This is a genomic window from Stenomitos rutilans (assembly GCF_059505485.1).
Genome location: NZ_JCACKR010000139.1, coordinates 240,184 through 256,377 on the forward strand (window position 1 = coordinate 240,184; position 16,194 = coordinate 256,377).

Annotated in this window: 18 protein-coding genes; 7 read left to right on the forward strand and 11 right to left on the reverse strand. The window is 50.0% G+C overall.

Features of this window, described 5'->3' with window-relative positions:
* Positions 1 to 113 precede the first annotated feature (113 nt).
* The 3 genes from AC5JLP_RS29580 to AC5JLP_RS29590 are packed head-to-tail and all read left to right on the forward strand — an operon-like array spanning position 114 to position 3,374.
* Positions 114 to 1,040, forward strand: a complete 927-nt coding sequence (locus tag AC5JLP_RS29580; RefSeq protein WP_496071441.1) for a cytochrome c oxidase subunit II — start codon at positions 114 to 116, stop codon at positions 1,038 to 1,040.
* A complete protein-coding gene (locus AC5JLP_RS29585) occupies positions 1,037 to 2,710 on the forward strand; it encodes a cytochrome c oxidase subunit I (RefSeq protein ID WP_496071442.1) in 1,674 nt (557 codons plus the stop codon). The genes AC5JLP_RS29580 and AC5JLP_RS29585 overlap by 4 nt, the downstream gene beginning before the upstream one ends.
* Entirely contained in the window at positions 2,703 to 3,374 is a 672-nt protein-coding gene (locus tag AC5JLP_RS29590; protein ID WP_496071443.1) for a cytochrome c oxidase subunit 3, read from the forward strand. Before AC5JLP_RS29585 ends, AC5JLP_RS29590 begins: the two co-directional genes overlap by 8 nt.
* Positions 3,375 to 3,614: 240 nt before the next feature.
* On the opposite strand, the gene AC5JLP_RS29595 is transcribed toward AC5JLP_RS29590, so the two are convergent.
* The 5 genes from AC5JLP_RS29595 to AC5JLP_RS29615 form a co-directional block, all read right to left on the reverse strand.
* A complete protein-coding gene (locus AC5JLP_RS29595; protein ID WP_496071444.1) occupies positions 3,615 to 3,821 on the reverse strand; it encodes a hypothetical protein in 207 nt (68 codons plus the stop codon).
* Between the two features lie 69 nt (positions 3,822 to 3,890).
* Entirely contained in the window at positions 3,891 to 4,481 is a 591-nt protein-coding gene (locus AC5JLP_RS29600; RefSeq protein WP_496071445.1) for an FMN-dependent NADH-azoreductase, read from the reverse strand.
* A gap of 12 nt (positions 4,482 to 4,493) precedes the next feature.
* Positions 4,494 to 4,886, reverse strand: a complete 393-nt coding sequence (locus AC5JLP_RS29605; protein WP_496071446.1) for a nuclear transport factor 2 family protein — start codon at positions 4,884 to 4,886, stop codon at positions 4,494 to 4,496.
* Positions 4,887 to 4,967: 81 nt separating this feature from the next.
* The gene (locus tag AC5JLP_RS29610) at positions 4,968 to 5,645 is read right to left on the reverse strand and encodes a glutathione S-transferase family protein (protein WP_496071447.1); all 678 of its coding nucleotides are present in this window, start codon (positions 5,643 to 5,645) and stop codon (positions 4,968 to 4,970) included.
* Positions 5,646 to 5,702: 57 nt separating this feature from the next.
* Complete coding sequence (locus AC5JLP_RS29615) at positions 5,703 to 6,617, reverse strand: EamA family transporter (protein WP_496071448.1); 915 nt, start codon at positions 6,615 to 6,617, stop codon at positions 5,703 to 5,705.
* Between the two features lie 393 nt (positions 6,618 to 7,010).
* Here AC5JLP_RS29615 and AC5JLP_RS29620 point away from each other — a divergent pair, with 393 nt between their 5' ends.
* The 3 genes from AC5JLP_RS29620 (at position 7,011) to AC5JLP_RS29630 (ending at position 9,077) form a co-directional block, all read left to right on the forward strand.
* Positions 7,011 to 7,451, forward strand: coding sequence for a MarR family winged helix-turn-helix transcriptional regulator (locus tag AC5JLP_RS29620; protein WP_496071449.1), 441 nt, complete (start codon positions 7,011 to 7,013; stop codon positions 7,449 to 7,451).
* A gap of 257 nt (positions 7,452 to 7,708) precedes the next feature.
* On the forward strand, positions 7,709 to 8,497 hold the full coding sequence (locus AC5JLP_RS29625) for a WD40 repeat domain-containing protein (protein ID WP_496071450.1): 789 nt from the start codon (positions 7,709 to 7,711) through the stop codon (positions 8,495 to 8,497).
* A 136-nt stretch (positions 8,498 to 8,633) separates the two neighbouring features.
* Positions 8,634 to 9,077 (forward strand): Rrf2 family transcriptional regulator, encoded by a 444-nt coding sequence (locus AC5JLP_RS29630; protein WP_496071451.1) that lies wholly within the window; start codon positions 8,634 to 8,636, stop codon positions 9,075 to 9,077.
* A 17-nt stretch (positions 9,078 to 9,094) separates the two neighbouring features.
* Here the strand turns inward: AC5JLP_RS29630 and AC5JLP_RS29635 are convergent, their stop codons facing one another.
* From AC5JLP_RS29635 to cobU, 3 genes are all read right to left on the reverse strand, one after another.
* Positions 9,095 to 9,604: a CU044_2847 family protein gene (locus AC5JLP_RS29635; protein ID WP_496071452.1), complete on the reverse strand. Its 510-nt coding sequence runs from the start codon at positions 9,602 to 9,604 to the stop codon at positions 9,095 to 9,097.
* Between the two features lie 203 nt (positions 9,605 to 9,807).
* Positions 9,808 to 10,227: a hypothetical protein gene (locus tag AC5JLP_RS29640; protein ID WP_496071453.1), complete on the reverse strand. Its 420-nt coding sequence runs from the start codon at positions 10,225 to 10,227 to the stop codon at positions 9,808 to 9,810.
* Between the two features lie 296 nt (positions 10,228 to 10,523).
* On the reverse strand, positions 10,524 to 11,072 hold the full coding sequence (gene cobU / locus AC5JLP_RS29645) for a bifunctional adenosylcobinamide kinase/adenosylcobinamide-phosphate guanylyltransferase (protein ID WP_496071454.1): 549 nt from the start codon (positions 11,070 to 11,072) through the stop codon (positions 10,524 to 10,526).
* A gap of 130 nt (positions 11,073 to 11,202) precedes the next feature.
* Between cobU and AC5JLP_RS29650 the strand changes: the two genes are divergently transcribed.
* Positions 11,203 to 11,424 carry a hypothetical protein gene (locus AC5JLP_RS29650; RefSeq protein WP_496071455.1) on the forward strand — a complete coding sequence of 74 codons (222 nt, stop codon included), beginning with the start codon at positions 11,203 to 11,205 and terminating at the stop codon, positions 11,422 to 11,424.
* A 175-nt stretch (positions 11,425 to 11,599) separates the two neighbouring features.
* Here the strand turns inward: AC5JLP_RS29650 and glgX are convergent, their stop codons facing one another.
* From glgX to AC5JLP_RS29665, 3 genes are all read right to left on the reverse strand, one after another.
* Positions 11,600 to 13,663, reverse strand: coding sequence for a glycogen debranching protein GlgX (gene glgX / locus AC5JLP_RS29655; protein WP_496071456.1), 2,064 nt, complete (start codon positions 13,661 to 13,663; stop codon positions 11,600 to 11,602).
* 204 nt (positions 13,664 to 13,867) lie between these two features.
* Positions 13,868 to 15,073, reverse strand: a complete 1,206-nt coding sequence (locus AC5JLP_RS29660; RefSeq protein ID WP_496071457.1) for an HhoA/HhoB/HtrA family serine endopeptidase — start codon at positions 15,071 to 15,073, stop codon at positions 13,868 to 13,870.
* 110 nt (positions 15,074 to 15,183) lie between these two features.
* Positions 15,184 to 15,849, reverse strand: coding sequence for a DUF1345 domain-containing protein (locus AC5JLP_RS29665; RefSeq protein ID WP_496071458.1), 666 nt, complete (start codon positions 15,847 to 15,849; stop codon positions 15,184 to 15,186).
* Between the last annotated feature and the right edge of the window lie 345 nt (positions 15,850 to 16,194).

Genomic DNA, 16,194 nt, shown 5'->3' on the forward strand with positions numbered 1-16,194 from the left:
TTGGAGCATCTAATACTCCTTCGTTGGCTAGATGGAGCCTCTGTGGGTTTATTGTAATATCTATCCGAATCTTGACGTGATTACACGATGAGACAGTGCACGCTTGGGATGCAATGTTAAAGTTCCTCGAATACTTTTTACTGACTATTTTGATTGCTGGAGCAATGCTCATCAGTCATTGGATGGGGCAACAAGCTTATACCTGGATGCCACCCCAAGCAACCGCAGAAGCACAGCGGGTAGACACCTTATTTAGCTTTTTGGTGTCAGTCGGTATGTTTATTTTCCTGGGGCTGGTGGGAATGATGCTCTACTCTGCCCTGTTTTTTCGAGCAAAACCGGATGACTACAGTGAAGGACATCCCTCTAGAGGCAGCGTCAAACTAGAAATTCTCTGGACAGCCGCTCCAACGCTGCTCGTCTTGTGGATCGCTTTTCAAAATACTAATATTTACAGCCAACTCAATATTTTGGGACTTAAACAAATCGTTCAGCTTCCCCTAGAAGCCCCAGCCCACGCTGCCTCAGTAGAGTCTCCGAATGCTGCTTCAGATACCCCCAAACCCGCTGACGAGCGAATTCAGGTGATAGCGACGCAATGGAAGTGGACATTTCGCTACCCCAATCAAGCCGTTAGTCATGAACTACATTTGCCTGTGAATGAACGTACTCGACTAGATTTACAGGCAGAAGCGGTGATTCATGGCTTTTATGTGCCTGCTTTTCGCCTCAAGCAAGACATGATTCCTAAACGTGATATTGATTTGGTGGTGACGCCTAATCGTATCGGTAAATATCGCTTGCAAGACTCACAGTATAGCGGCACCTACTTTGCACTCATGGAAGCAGATGTTTATGTGGAGTCGAGAGAAGCTTACAATCAGTGGCTTGTTGCGATCGCTCAACAGCCCATTGATGAGATTAATTCAGTGATTGCGGAACAACTGCATCCACCCAAGACACTCTTTAAAGCGAGATGGAGTTCCAAAGCGGTTGAAGCCGTTGCAAAATCTACTGAAGTTCAGGAGGGTGATTCATGACGAATCCTGCGATCTCGCCTGATGATTCAGGTGGGATTGAATTAAATCAACCCATCGATCGCCATTGGCGGGACTATTTTCGCTTCAGCACTGACCACAAAGTGATTGGGGTGCAATACATCCTCACTACCTTTATCTTTTTTCTGATCGGTGGATTGATGGCGATGCTCGTGCGGGCAGAACTGATCACCCCTGAGTTAAACCTGGTCGATCGTCCTCTCTACAACGCTCTCTTTACGCTGCATGGAACGGTGATGATTTTTTTATGGATCATTCCTTTCAATGCAGGGTTGTCAAACTATCTGGTGCCCTTAATGATTGGGGCGAGAGATATGGCGTTTCCGCTGCTGAATGCCATTTCGTTCTGGCTGATTCCCCCCGCTGGCATTTTGCTAATTGCCAGCTTTTTACTGCCCAATGGTCCAGCGCAGGCGGGGTGGTGGTCGTATCCACCTGTGAGCCTACAAAACCCCTCTGGTCAACTCGTTTGGATTATCAGTCTGATTTTGCTTGGCATTTCTTCCATCATGGGTGCCGTGAACTTTGTGACGACGATCGTCTGGCTCCGTGCACCGGGAATGACCTTTTTTCGGCTACCTATCTTTGTCTGGTCGGTTCTCAGTGCTCAACTGCTGCAACTGATCAACCTACCCTCCCTAACAGGCGCATTAATCCTGCTGACATTTGACCTTGCTTTCGGTACAAATATCTTCAACCCGACTCAACAAGGCGATCCCGTTCTCTACCAGCATTTGTTCTGGTTCTACTCCCATCCTGCGGTTTACATTATGGCACTGCCTGCCTTTGGCATTTTTGCTGAAGTGTTGCCTGCCTTTGCCCGCAATCCTTTGTTTGGCTACCGTTCATTAGCGATCGCCTCTTTAGGCATTGCGGCTGTCAGTATCTTTGTCTGGGTTCATCATATGTTTGCCAGCGCGACTCCTGATTGGATGCGAATCACCTTTGCGATTACGTCAATGCTGGTAGCTGTGCCGACCGGAGTTAAAGCTTTAGGGTGGACTGCCACGATTTGGCGGGGTAAATTGCATCTAGATACGCCCATGCTATTTGCAATGGCAGGAGCCGCCATGTTTATTTTGGGTGGCATTACAGGGGTAATGCTGGCGGCTAACTCCTTTGATTTACATGTCAATAACACCTACTTTGTAGTGGGGCACTTTCACTACATTGTGTTCAATACCATCACAATGGCAATCTTTGCCGCCATCTATTTCTGGTTCCCTAAAATCACTGGACGAATGTATGCCGAAGGCTGGGGCAAACTACATTTCTGGCTAACGTTTATTGGAGCAAATCTGACGTTTTTCCCAATGCACCCACTGGGTTTACAGGGCATGGTACGGCGGGTTGCCTCTTATCCGCCCGAATACCAGGGGTGGAATGTCATCGCCAGTTTAGGAGCCTTTTTATTAGGCGTTTCAACTCTACCGTTTATCGCTAATATGGTCGGTTCTGTACTGGCGGGCAGTAGAGCCGTTGATAACCCCTGGCAAGCTACCGGATTAGAGTGGACAACCTCCTCGCCACCTCCCAGAGAAAATTTTATTGAGATTCCTCAGGTGATCTTTCCACCCTATAACTATGGCAATCCCAAAGCCTACGGTGAAGCTTCTGCAACACAATCAGGAGAAGACGTTTCTAATGAGTAGCTCACCGCAGCCCAAACCGATTCACGTTGATGAAAGCCCGATCGACCTGGAACGGTTACGGCAAAAGTTTCCCCCCTGGTTGCGGCGTTTTCTGCCCAGTGGAGGCGGGAGCCACGAAGACCATCATGGCAAAGGAATGTTTGGGGTGGTGGTTTTTCTGTTATCCGAAAGCATTATTTTTCTCAGTTTTTTCTTTACCTACATTGTTCTGCGACTAACAGCTTCTGAATGGTTACCCCCTGGAATAACGGGGCCAGAACGATCTACATTTGTCATCCTCAATACGATCATTCTGCTCTCTAGCAGTGTTGTGATTCAACTGGCAGAGCGATCGCTCAGTCGCCATCATCTGGTTAAATTTCGCTGGCTATGGTTGATGACGATCTTGATGGGTTCTTATTTTTTGATCGGTCAAGGAATTGAATGGAGTCAGCTTGATTTTGGCTTGCGAACCGGATTGATAGGTGCAACATTCTACATATTGACAGGCTTTCATGGGTTGCACGTTCTGAGCGGTGTCATTTTGCAAGTGATTATACTGGGACGATCGTTTATCCGAGGTAACTACAACAGCGGTCACTTTGGGGTTAGTGCGACCACTTTGTTCTGGCACTTTGTCGATGGTATCTGGGTTATTTTGTTTTCCCTGCTTTATATCTGGTAAATCAGGCAGAGATTTCAACTTGGCATTTGTACCTAAACTGGAAACCCGTTTACAGCTTTTCATCCCATACTTCAACGGGCAGCTTACAGTCAGGGCAAGCGTAAATCATATGGTCACGACTTACTCAGTTCACTAAGTTTCGCCCCCCTGAACCCCCAAATTTGGGGGGGATTGGATTGGAAGTCCTCCAGATTTGGGGTATTTAGGGGGCAAGTGCGTAAGTCGTGATGGTATTGATAATCACTTCTTAGCTTTATTACGTTCCAGTCGGCCATAGAGATGACGTTCTCTAACTTCTTGAATTTGCGCACAGGTGACAGCGTCCAAGTTCCGCTTGCCACCAGAGGAACCTTCAGCCGTACTCCAGCCGTGGAAAAATTGAGCGTGAATTTGATCTCGTTCGGCCTGGAGTTCAACAGAAACGGAATGGTGAGAGCCAAACGCCATTGATGAGTCGTACCTAGCAGGAAAAGGCTAAATGAATAGAGAACCAAGGAGAGAACTGGCAACCAGCGCTTACCAAGTAGCAGCAAGGGCTTGAATGGTTGTCCTGGCAGCAGCAAGCTCCTGGTCGCGCAGTTCAGTATTCAGTCGATTGGCGTTGATGACCTCAATATCAGTGATGCCGATAAAACCAAAAACAGTTTTTAGGTAAGGTTCTTGGAAGTTCATGGAAGCATAAGCTGAACCATAACGAAAATCACTGCCTCTTGCTTGAACAAGGATCATTTTTTTATGCGTTATTAGTCCTTTGAAACCATTCTCGGTTACGGCAAAAGTACGTTTGGGACGCACAATATAATCGATGTAAGATTTGAGAACAGCCGGAATGCCAAAGTTATACATGGGGGCCGATAACACATAGCAATCGGCTGCCAGGAATTCATCAACTAACTCGTCAGAAAGGGCGATCGCAGCAGCCGCTGTAAACTTTGCTGTAATCCAGGTAGCATCTAAATAGGGCACCGGGTCGCGTACCAGGTCGCGGTGGGTAATGATTGCACCCGGATGATAAGGTTTCCATTGTTCCAAAAAAGCACTTGCAAGTGCTCGCGAGTGCGATCGTTCCAGACGAGGACTGGAATCTATTTGTAGAATGTGAGTCATGAGATATTTCCCTTAGGTAATAGCAGGCTGCACAAACTGAACTTGCTCCTGCTTCACATAGATTTTGTTGACAATCTTCCATCCACTGTCAAGTTTCAGTAACTGGAAGAAATCGATAAATTTGACTTCTGGTAGGACAAACTCCACCTTGACCGCAGCACCCGTTTCAAATTGATCAACGGTCAAATTTTCAATTGCTAGAGGCAGCGGGCCTTGCTTTTTCATGAACTCAATGTAGTCGTTGATTCCAGTTTCTGCATAACTTCCGGCTTCTACAAACTTTAATGCAGCTTCGCTATGAAACGCCTCTCTCATCAACTCTGAATTTCCAGATAAGACCGCATCAACAAATGTCTGAATGGGCTTCAAAACATCATTGTTGCTAATCTCTAAAGATGGGTGCATGATGGCTTCTCCTGAGCACTATTTTGGGCTGTATTAAGATTAATCAGGGTCAAAAGTATAGATTGCAAGTATCTCTGGAAATTAAGCTATGTTGAGAAACAATAGTCTAGATAAGTAGGAATTCCGTTGGGTGAAAAACGTTCGTAGCTGTTGCGGGTAATCTTCACTGACTGCCTGCTGAATAGAAGGACGCGATCGCAGCGCTTGCCGCCAGTTCCGTACATGGGGAGTGATGGCAAAAACTTGGAAATCAGCAATGGTGTCAAGCACATCAAAGTAACGAAAAATAGGTCCATAAACTGCATCAACAAGTGAAAATTCATCTCCTGCAAAATATAGCTCTCCCTGCCAGTGATGCTCGATCCAGGTAAATTTATCAACCAAGTCAAGACGTTTTTGCTCAAAAGCATCTGCGGTGGTAGCGTTGTAAAACCCTGCGATCGTATTAAGAATGCTGGAGCCAAACTCAATCCATGCGCGATGCTTGGCTTTCATTAATGAATCTGCTGGATGAAGTGAACCTGGCGTAATTTCGTCCAAATATTCACAAATAACAGCCGATTCAAACAACACCTCATGGTCTACTTTCAGCAGAGGCACTTTGCCCAGTGGAGAGACTTGGCGAAACCAATCGGGCTTATTCGACAAATCAATATACGTGCGTTGGTGAGGAATGTCCTTTTCCAACAGCGTAATCACAGCCCGTTGTACATAAGGACACAGATGATGGCTCACCAGTTCTAACTCTGAATTGAACATGATTGAACTCCTTACAATTGGGTTTAGGTGTTGCAGCAGGGTCAGCATTTGCTCTGGTTACGGGCGTTGAACCTGAACAGACTCAGCCTCTTTGAGTTGCAGAACCGTAACGGCACTCATGATGAGAACGCCCCCAATGATTTGCAGTAACGTCAAGGTTTGTCCAAACCAGAGCCACGCCAAAATGGCAGCAACCAGGGGTTCTAAAGTTGCCACGATCGCGGCTCGTTCAGCATTCACGCGTTGAATGCTCCACAAAAACATTAGATACGGCAGTAGATTTCCAACGATTCCAACCACTAACACTTTTGAGAAGTGGTTAGGAGAAAGCAAATTAAGCGGCAATCCTTGTGTCAACTGGTAAGCCAACCAAAATAGGCTGGCAACCGCATAGGTTTTTAGCAAGATGCCAACAGGTTCCCCTGTCTCTACCAATTGCTCACTCAGAATAACGTAGGCAGCAAAGCATCCTGCTGTGATCAGACCAATTCCAATCCCAAACCAGTTGACTTGCTCCAGTCTGCTTTCCAGCAGTTTCGAGACTAGAACGACCCCCAAAATCGACAGTGCCAGGGCCATTAGCACTGAGCGAGAGGGAATCCGGTGAGCGGCGAGTGCTGTCCACAAAACCACCAGAATTGGTGAGGTAAAAAGAAGCACGATCGCGATCGCAACAGGTAACTGTTGAATGGCAACATAGTCGGCTGCCACCAGAAGCACGAGAATGCCCCCCAAAACAAATTGTTTCAGGTTCATTGGCTGAGCTTGTCCACAACTCCAGAAACAATGCACGATTGCCAACCCAAACGTTGTAATCATGGCACTGGCTCCTGCTAACTCTAGTGGATTGATGCCAGTCGTAAACAAATCAAAGGCAACATTTGCCGCAAACGCCCAGCACAGAACTGTCAGGAGAATAGCCACAAGCCCAAGAGTCTGGGAGGAAGACGATCGAGGCGGAGTGTTAGCCATTGAAACACCTCCAGAAGGAGCATGAGAGAGTCATTGAAGAAAAGGGAACGGAAAGATACCGCTCCTAGCCCTCAGCCCGATCCCGGTTTATCAACTGTACAAAGCCTGGTTGCCTGACAAAGCTTTCAGCGATCGCTGGCCCTGCCCTGCTGAAAATGCTGGCTTACACCATGCAGTCCTCTGTAGGCGTTGCCTTCCCGAAGGGTAGAGAACTGCACACATCTTTCAACCCGTTGAAACGGGTTTCGCACCGTTAGCCCAGATTTTAGTTACAGGTGAGTGAGCTGGAGCAGATGGTCGCGATTGAAATAATTACATTTGTAACTACTCAAGGTATACCACTGTTTAGTTGCAGATGCAATAATTACAGTAGAAATTAATTAGATCGGTGAAATGGCTCAGCTTGGAACGGCTCGCAACACTCTATGGAAGCTCTTTCTGACAGTGCATACTCACCTGGTTGAGCAGGTAGAGCAAGATTTTAGGCAGGCTGAACTGCCACCTTTTGAGTGGTATGACGTGCTGATTGCTCTAAAGCAAGCTCCTGAGCAACGACTGCGTTTGAGCGAGTTGGCAGAAACGCTGCTCGTAAACCGCACCGATGTAACCCGACTGGTCGATCGTCTGGAAAAAGCAGGGCTGATCTACCGAGAAGCCTGTAAAGACGATCGCCGAGGTGCGTTCGCCGTCCTAGCGCCTGCGGGATTAGAGATGCAGCAGAAAATGTGGGCGGTGTATGCTCAAAGTATTGCTCAACATTTTGGTCGCCACTTAACGGAGCAAGATATTAGTGTTTTGACGAACGTGTTGTCTGCCATGCTGAGAGACCAGTAGAAATCAGCGAGGAAGAGGAGTTATCAGTGCTGTTCAGAATGTCCTAATGCTTGTGGCGACCGCTATAATACCTTGATCGCCACCTTAATTTCTTCTCCAACTAACATGGCTGGAGCATCAATACTGTTGTTGTGCCATAAGTCTCGATGCAATCCGACTTGTTGTCGTTCACTCACATCCTCGTCCTTTAACAATCAAGGTACGTCATCGACTAGAAATCTCTTATTCTTCCTCTGACTAACTACTAGAATCAACCCATGCATCCCGGAGAATACGATGTCGTCCTTGGTGGTTCTGCCCCTGCACCGTTTGGGTCGATGGTGTTGGGCGGCTCGGAGGGCGTAAGACAGCGCTTCAACAGCCCGATCGCGGCTCAACGTCTTGCAGCCCTGGTGGAAGCTCGTCAGTATGGTGCGCTAGAACTAGAGTTGCTGACGCAGGCCTTGCAGGACAAAGCAATAGAAGTGCAAAAGGCGGCTTATCTAAGGTTGCAGACACGCACCGAGGCAGCCGCAGAACGAGCCTTAGCCGCCTATGATCCTTACGTGCTATTTGAATGTCTGGCAACGCTGGCGGGGCATTGGGCAGGAGTGACAGCCGTGGCGATTAGTCCTGATGGCCGATCGCTAGTCAGCGGTAGCCGCGACAAAACCATTATCGTTTGGGACTGGTGGGCACAAGAAGCCATTTTCACGCTCAAGGCACACTCGTTCATCTATGCCATTACGGTCAGTGACGATGGCGAAACCTTTGCCATGCGTGGGCGCGATCACATCGTTAAAGCATGGCATTTAAGAACAGGGAAGCAGATCCACCCCGAAAAAGGAGCGTTACGAACGATCGCCTCCGTCACGTTGACCGACGATCGACACCTCATTAGTAGCAGCCAGAACGCAATCAAAATTTGGAACCTCAAGTCAGGGCGTGAACTCTGCACCTTACAAGGACACACCAGTCTGGTAACTGCCGTTGCTGTTAGTGCCGATAAACAATTGATCATCAGTGGTAGCGAAGATCGAACGGTAAGGGTTTGGGGTGTAGCGTGAGTAGTGGGCGCGGGGAGTAGAGTGAGTTAAAAGTTTTGGTGCCGATTCTCTGCATCAGGGTTGGGCATGGGCGTAGTCAGTCCAGGTGCGATACTCATACCATTCCTGGCACGCTTATCCTTTCTGCTTTTGTGCAATGAAACTAACGACCCGTGGACATTACAGCGTTAAAGCAATGCTTGATCTAACCTTGCAACCAGGCTACGGGCCAGCTTCTGTCAAGGCGATCGCGCAGCGTCAAGATCTGCCCGCCCCCTACCTCGAAAAACTCCTCATTGAAATGCGCCGTGCAGGTTTGGTGCAGTCTGTTCGCGGCGTTCAGGGCGGCTATCAGCTAGCGCGATCGCCTGCCAGCATTTCATTGGGACAAATTTTGGAAGCCGTTGGCGAAAGCGTTGACCCGCTTCCTCGTCATGCGCCTGATGGGTCACAGGCAGAAGATTGGGTTACGTTCACCGTGTGGAATCGGCTCCACCAAAAGCTGAAAGAAGCCCTCTACAGCATTTCGCTAGAAGACTTATACTTCGATGCTCGCAGTTGGCAAGCTGCGCAGGGGGAGGAGACGAGCTTTGTGGTTTAGAGGGGAAGCGGGGGGAGCTACATCCGATCGCCAATCCCCCACTGTCCCTCACCTGCAACCGCTTGTCCGTTGCTGGCAATCGGTTGCCCATTGCTGACAACGGCTGGTTCTGTCCCGGTGGCACTGCTGTCTTCGGTACTAGGCTTGTTATACGAGCACTTGACGGTAATTTTGAGATTGCTTTGTGCCTTGCCGCTGGCGATGTAAGGAATACCCGCATCGGCACTGAGATTGATACCAAACTCTAGCGTCACTTCATCGACGTTGGCAGCCGCACAGTTTTTGAACGCATCTAAACAATAGGTGGTGTAGGTGCGAATCGTGCTTTGTACCATTTGCATGGATTGGGTTGGCGTGGGGCGAAACGGCAACCTCGGATCGCCAATGCCTTTTGCACCGCCACGCCGTTGTTCTACTGTTTCGTCAAGCGGGGAGGGAGGAGCGATCGACGGTGCTTCCGTTTCGTCTTGCGCTTCAACGTAGAGGACGGTGCCGTTGTCTAATTGGACGGGGACAATCTTAGTCAAGTGTTTTCCTGCCAGTGAGGGGGGATGCGATTTCGATTCTGGCTAAGAACGATCGCTTTCCTTTAATGGGTGACACCCCTCAAGGGGAAAGAATGAGGCATGATAGGCAAAAAGTAGAGGGTAGAAGGGGAAGGGCACTAGTTTGATCGCCCGACTTTAACTCGTTATGGCCCTCGCGTTAGCTGTTCGATCGACAGGGATCATTAACCATTGGCGCGACGGAGCCGATCGCGCACCTGCCCAATGACCACCTGACTACTGATGGGTTGACGAGGTTGAGGCAACTCCGTGTTCGGCCACCCAGGCAGATCAATACAAGGGCACTCTAGCGTGGCAACGCCTTGCACCTTTACGGGTACGGGCATTTCACAACGACTGCATGGATTCACTTCCCAAGCTGGGCTTAGCAGTTCGGCGATCGTCTGGTCAGTTCCTTCTAAATAACAATCGCCTGCTTCACCAGAACGAATCTGCTGCCAGCATGACTCAAAGGACTGACTGTAGCGATCGCCTTGAATTACCGGGCGAGGCTGCAAAAACTCCTCCCCACCTCGAATCGCAAGGCGCTTTCCTAGCTGAAACCAGTAGGCAAGGTATTGTCTAACGTGCTGTTCAGATGCCATAGCGTTGAAACAAAGAGCAAAAATGCTCTGCAATAGTTGAGTGGTCTTTACTCTCTTTATGGCGCTTCTGTAGCTAACAGGCTTCCAGCCAAAGGTTGAACTTGAACGCAAAACTTTCTAGTAGCCCTATGCTAGTCCCTGCAAGCCAGTCTACAAGCAAGGCAAATCTGTAGCTAAGCTTAAGTTCTTAGGGCAAGGGGCAGAAGGCTGGAGAAGTTGTTGGTTGTTAGGAGATTGCAGGCCACAGATCGCTAATCGCTCTTTGACTCAAAACTTCTACGCTGTCCCCTTGCCCCTTAATCTGTTTTTAGCGGTGTTCCCAGGGTACTCAGGTTCAGGACGTGCCCCCCGGTGACAAGATAGACCGGATGGGCGATCGCACCAATGTGGCGAGCGAGTGTGCCAAGCCGATCGCGAAAGACTCGTCCGATGGGGTAGGCAGGCACAATACCCCAACCTGTTTCTTCAGCGACCACAATGACATCACTGGTGGCATGATGCAAACTGCTTAGCAACTCGCGTACAGTTTTGCTCCAGGTGGCTTCGTCTTGCTCTAAAAGGTTAGCAAGCCAGGTGCCCAGGGAATCGATTAACAGACAACTGTTGGGTGGTGCAGATTGAATCGCTTCGGCCAAAGCGATCGGGATAGCCAGCGTCTGCCACGTGGATGGGCGGCGCTGACGATGCTGCTCAATGCGTGTTTGCCACTCATGGTCGGTGAGATCAGTTTGAGCCGTTGCTACGTAGATGACTGTCTTACCAGAGCAATTTGCGAGGGTTTCTGCCCATTCGCTTTTGCCCGATCGCGCAGGGCCTGTCACCAAAATGAGTTGATGGTCAGTCATTGCCGTCACGCCTCCGTTAACTGGGTTCTCATACCAATTAAACAGTCATGGTGACAGAGCCGCCGCAATGTAAAGCTCTCTAACAGCACTGCATGGCAATGCATTCCTTCTTACAGGCGATCACAAAGCAATGCAGAGCGATCGCAAAGCAATGGATTGTGATCGGGAAGCAATGAATCGCGATCGAGAAGGAATGCAGGTCAATCAAGAAGGAATGGATCACGATCGCAAAGCAATGCAGGGTGATCAAGAAGGATTTGCAGGCGATCGATTCCTTCAAGAATGCGAACAGGAAGCCGTGTTACACCATTTCTCTTTCATTGAGCTACATCTTTCATTGAGCTACAAATGATGCACTCAAGCCAGCGATGCTATGCAGGTTCGACCACTCAAAACTCTAGCGGTCAGCGGTCAGCCGCCAGCCATCAGCTTAATTCAAAACTCAAAACTCGTATAGGTTCGATCACTCAAAACTCTCTGGCTTGTCGCAACTCAAAACTCAAAACTCAAAACTTTCATCGGTGTCTTTAGCCTATGCGTGCCATCAATACCACAGACGATCGCGCCTCGACGGGATATTTTTTGCGCCTGACTTGTGGTGCAGCATCCGGCTCCGCAATATCTCTGGGGGATGGTAGTGCTGTGTCGATGATGCGGTACCACCGTTCGCCCTTACCGAGTGGGGGCAATTCAAACGTCAGGGTTTCCCAATAGGCGTTGAGCATCACGTGAAAATGTTCCGTTGCTTCGGGGTGGCGCAACGTAAACGCAAGGCAATGAGAATGTTCACCCCAGTCTGGTTGACCTAGCTCGGTGCCATGCCAGACAATGTGCGGTTTCTGGCTACCAAAGGTGACTTCTAGCAGCCGTTCTTGTCGAAAAATTTCGAGCGATTGGGTGAAGTGAATGAGCGTCTGCACAAAGCGCAGCAGCGCACTTTCCTGGTTAACGCCGCTCCAATCAAACCAGCTCAGTTCATTATCTTGACAGTAGGCGTTGTTATTGCCCCGCTGCGATCGCCGCACCTCGTCGCCCATCAGCAGCATAGGGGTTCCCTGGGCAAAAAAGAGAATGGTCAGGCAGTTTTTAATCTGCTGTAGCCGCAGGGCGGCTATTGGGGGATCAGCAGTCTCACCTTCGACCCCACAGTTCCAGCTATGGTTATCGTTGGAACCATCACGGCTGTCTTCCCGGTTCATTTCGTTATGCTTTTCGTTGTATGAAACCAGGTCATTCAAGGTAAAGCCGTCGTGGCAGGTCACAAAATTGATGCTACGGCTAGGTTCTCGATCGGGATGAGGATAGATATCAGGGCTGCCAAGCAGTCGGTTTGCCAGCGTTGCTACCGTGTTGGTATCGCCTTTCACAAAGCGGCGGACATCATCGCGGAAGGGTCCATTCCATTCGGCAAAGCGATCGCCAATAAACGAGCCAACCTGATACAACCCCGCAGCATCCCAGGCTTCGGCAATAATCTTGGTACCCGCCAGAATGGGGTGTGACTCGATCGTCCAGAGAATCGGGGGATCTTCGAGTGGCTGACCCGATCGACTGCGCGACAGCACAGAGGCCAGATCAAACCGAAACCCATCCACATGCATATCGGCAACCCAATAAAGCAAGCTTTCCAGGATCATGCGCCCCACAATATCGTGGTTGGCCTTTAGCGTATTGCCACAACCGCTGTAGTTGCTGTAATGCTCCTGGTCTGGCTCCAGAATGTAGTACGCCGAATTTTCCAGCCCTTTGAACGATAAGGTGGGGCCAATCTCATTACCTTCTGCCGTATGGTTAAACACCACATCCAGAATGACCTCAATGCCAGCCCGGTGGAGCGCTTTCACCATGTCACGAAACTCGTCTACAGGCCCCATCGGGTCACGCCGAGAGCTATAGCCTGTATGCGGTGCAAAAAACGCGATCGTGCTGTAGCCCCAATAGTTCGTTAGTCCTGGCTGCACATCCTGTTCGTCAAACTGATGAACAGGCAGCAACTCTACCGCCGTCACACCCAACTGCTTGAGGTAAGGAATTTTCTCAATCAGCCCAGCATAGGTGCCTCGTTTGTGTGGCGCAACGCCTGCATTAGGGTTGCGAGTAAAGCCGCCCACATGCATCTCATAAATCACGCTGTCAGCATGGGGAATATTGAGCGGTGCATCCCCTTCCCAGTCATACGCGCTGGAATCAACCACCACTCCTCGCAACGCCTGAGCACAGTTATCGCCTGGATGCATCGCCGCTTCGCGACTGTAATGCTCCCAGCCCACCACCGCTTTAGCATATGGGTCAAGCAAAACTTTGTCAGCATCAAACCGATGCCCCTGCTCAGGCGCAAACGGGCCATTCACCCGGTAAGCATAAATCTGCCCGGCACCAATCCCTGCAACAAACACATGCCAGTAATAGAACGTTTTGTTCTGCTTGGGATGGAGCGTAATCACCCGTGAAGGTTTAGGATCACTCGCCTGATCGAATAAGAGCAACTCAATGGCTTTGCCGTTCTTGGAAAAGATCGAAAAGTTAACGCCATCCGGGTAAACCGTTGCACCCAAAGGAAAACTGCGACCGGGTAAAACTTCAGACTGCATGGGGGAAGGGGTAGAGGCGGGGGATTGGGGGATGGGGCGTAGAGGGGGCAGGGGAGGCAGAAGGCAGGAGGAGGCAAGGGGAGGCAGAGGAGGCAGCGGTCAAACATCAACTCAAAACTCAAAACTCAAAACTTAAAACTCAAAACTCTCCTCCTGCTTCCTCCGCTTCCTCCTCTCTCCTGCACCTCATCCCCCACCTGCCCACTAGTTGTCCTGATTCAGTTCTCTTGCAGGCAAGGGTTCTGGTTTTACGGTGAGAGTTTGCTTTTGCCCGTTGCGGTTGACGACAATTTGCAGTGGGCTGCCGATCGCCCCTGCCTCGACCTGTTGCTGCACTTGCTGGGCCGTTTGAATCGCGGTGCCATTGATGCTGACAACCACATCGCCCTGACGCAACCCCCCACGCGCGGCTGGAGAATTGGGCTGTACACCCACAATGAGAACGCCCTGATCCTGATTCACCGTAAAGCCAGCATCGCTTTGATTAATTTCGTTCCGAATCTCAGGCGTTAGCTCTGCCATCTGAACGCCCAGATAAGGATGCTGTGCCTTCCCGGTGGTGACGATCTGTTCAGCGACCCTCGAGGCTGTGGCGATCGGAATGGCAAACCCCAGCCCAGCCGCACCTTGAATAATGGCAGAGTTGATGCCGATCACTTCCCCCTCAGCATCGATTAATGGGCCTCCAGAGTTACCGGGATTGATCGCCGCATCGGTCTGGATAAAGTCTACTCGCTCGGCTGGAACACCCACATCCGCTGCTGATCGCCCCGTAGCGCTGATAATGCCCTGCGTCACGGTGAAGCTCAGCCCTAGAGGATTCCCAATGGCGATCGCGGCTTGCCCTGGCAACAGGTTATCTGAATTGCCCAATTTCACGGTAGGCAAATTTTGGGCGTTGATTTTGACCACTGCCACATCGGTCGTTGAGTCGGCTCCTACCACCGTGCCTTTAAACCGTCGCCCATCTTTCAGCACTACGGTTACACTATCGGCACCCTGCACCACATGGGCATTGGTCAACACTCGTCCATCCGCTGTCGTGATAAAGCCTGAACCGGTACCGCGCTGTACCCGTTGCGATCGGGGCACTTGCCCTCCAAAAAAGCGCTCAAAGCCAGAATCTCCAAAGGATTGCGCGACTGTCCGAGTAGAGTCAATCCGCACCACGGCTGGCCCTACACGCTGCACAATCTGAGCCACGTAATCCAGGCTCGTTAGCTTGGGTGGCGGTGCGAGAGGCGACGTTGAAGGGCTGGGTTGCAGGGCAGTCGGTGATTCCTGCGGAGTCGGAGCCGTGCCAAGCTCGCTACGAAGCACCCCACAGCCAGAAATACTGCTTAAGAGCAACAGTACGAGGGAGAGGAATGGCTGCTTTAGACGATGGCGGTGTAGCAATAATAGTTTCATATCACCGATTTTACCTCTTCGACGGCTCTACTCTTGAGTGAGCTATCAGCTATCAGTTCTTCACTCTTCAATAAAAGGCTAACCGCTGACGGCTGACCGCTGCTCACCGATCATCCTTGAACTAGACCCGCAATAATGTTGATAGTCATCGCCACGATCGTCGTGTTGAAGAAGAACGATAAAACTCCATGCATCAGCGCCAGCCGTCGCATAGAGCGTGATTCAATCTGCACGTCAGACACCTGACTGGTCATACCAATGACAAACGAAAAGTAGAGAAAATCCCAGTAATCTGGCTCAATGTCATCGGGAAAATCCAGCCCTTCTGCCTTGTCCGCTTCCAGCGATTTACGATCGTCCTGGTAGTAGCCATGAGCATAGTGCAGCGCAAAAATGGTGTGTACTAGCAGCCAGGAGCCAAGAATGGTGACAACCGACAGCACAATGTGGAGCAGCACGATCGCACTCGATCCGCTTTTGGCATCTTTGAGCAGAAACCCGATCGCAAAAATGCTGACACATGCCGCCGCTGTCACCAGGCTCAAAATCACCAAACGCCCTTCATCCTGACGTTTTGCATTGAGCCGCATCGTTTCTGGCGTTGCCCGCAGCATGACCCACCAACTCAATCCCAAAAAGCTGAGCATCCCTGCGTCCCAAACACACAGCACGCGAGACGGCAGATGCAGCCAGGAGGGAAGTAGAACAGTCACCACCCCAGCCACTATCAGAGAAGCAAACAGGTGGGTTCTTGCATAGTATTTTTTTCGAGGCATTGAAGTGGATGTCAAAGCGGGTTCAGGCAACTTTCCTGAGTGGCAGTATATCTTTGAACGAGTGTGCCTCGAAAAGACCTTTGAGTCACTTCATCGAGTTGCAAACCGCTGTATCTAATTAAACGCGCAACCTTGATCAATTTCACGGTCGATCAATCAGTACTGCTTTAACGTTTCTCATAAACATGCAAACGTTTCTAATGAGTGGAGCAACGTTGGTGACAAATGCCGCGATGCTGATGATAAACGTCCCGACGTTACGGTCAAAGCTGTAGTGTTCATCATAAACGCTAGGGCAAACGCACACGTTTCTTCATTTTTTAGTAACTGGATTAGATTGAGACA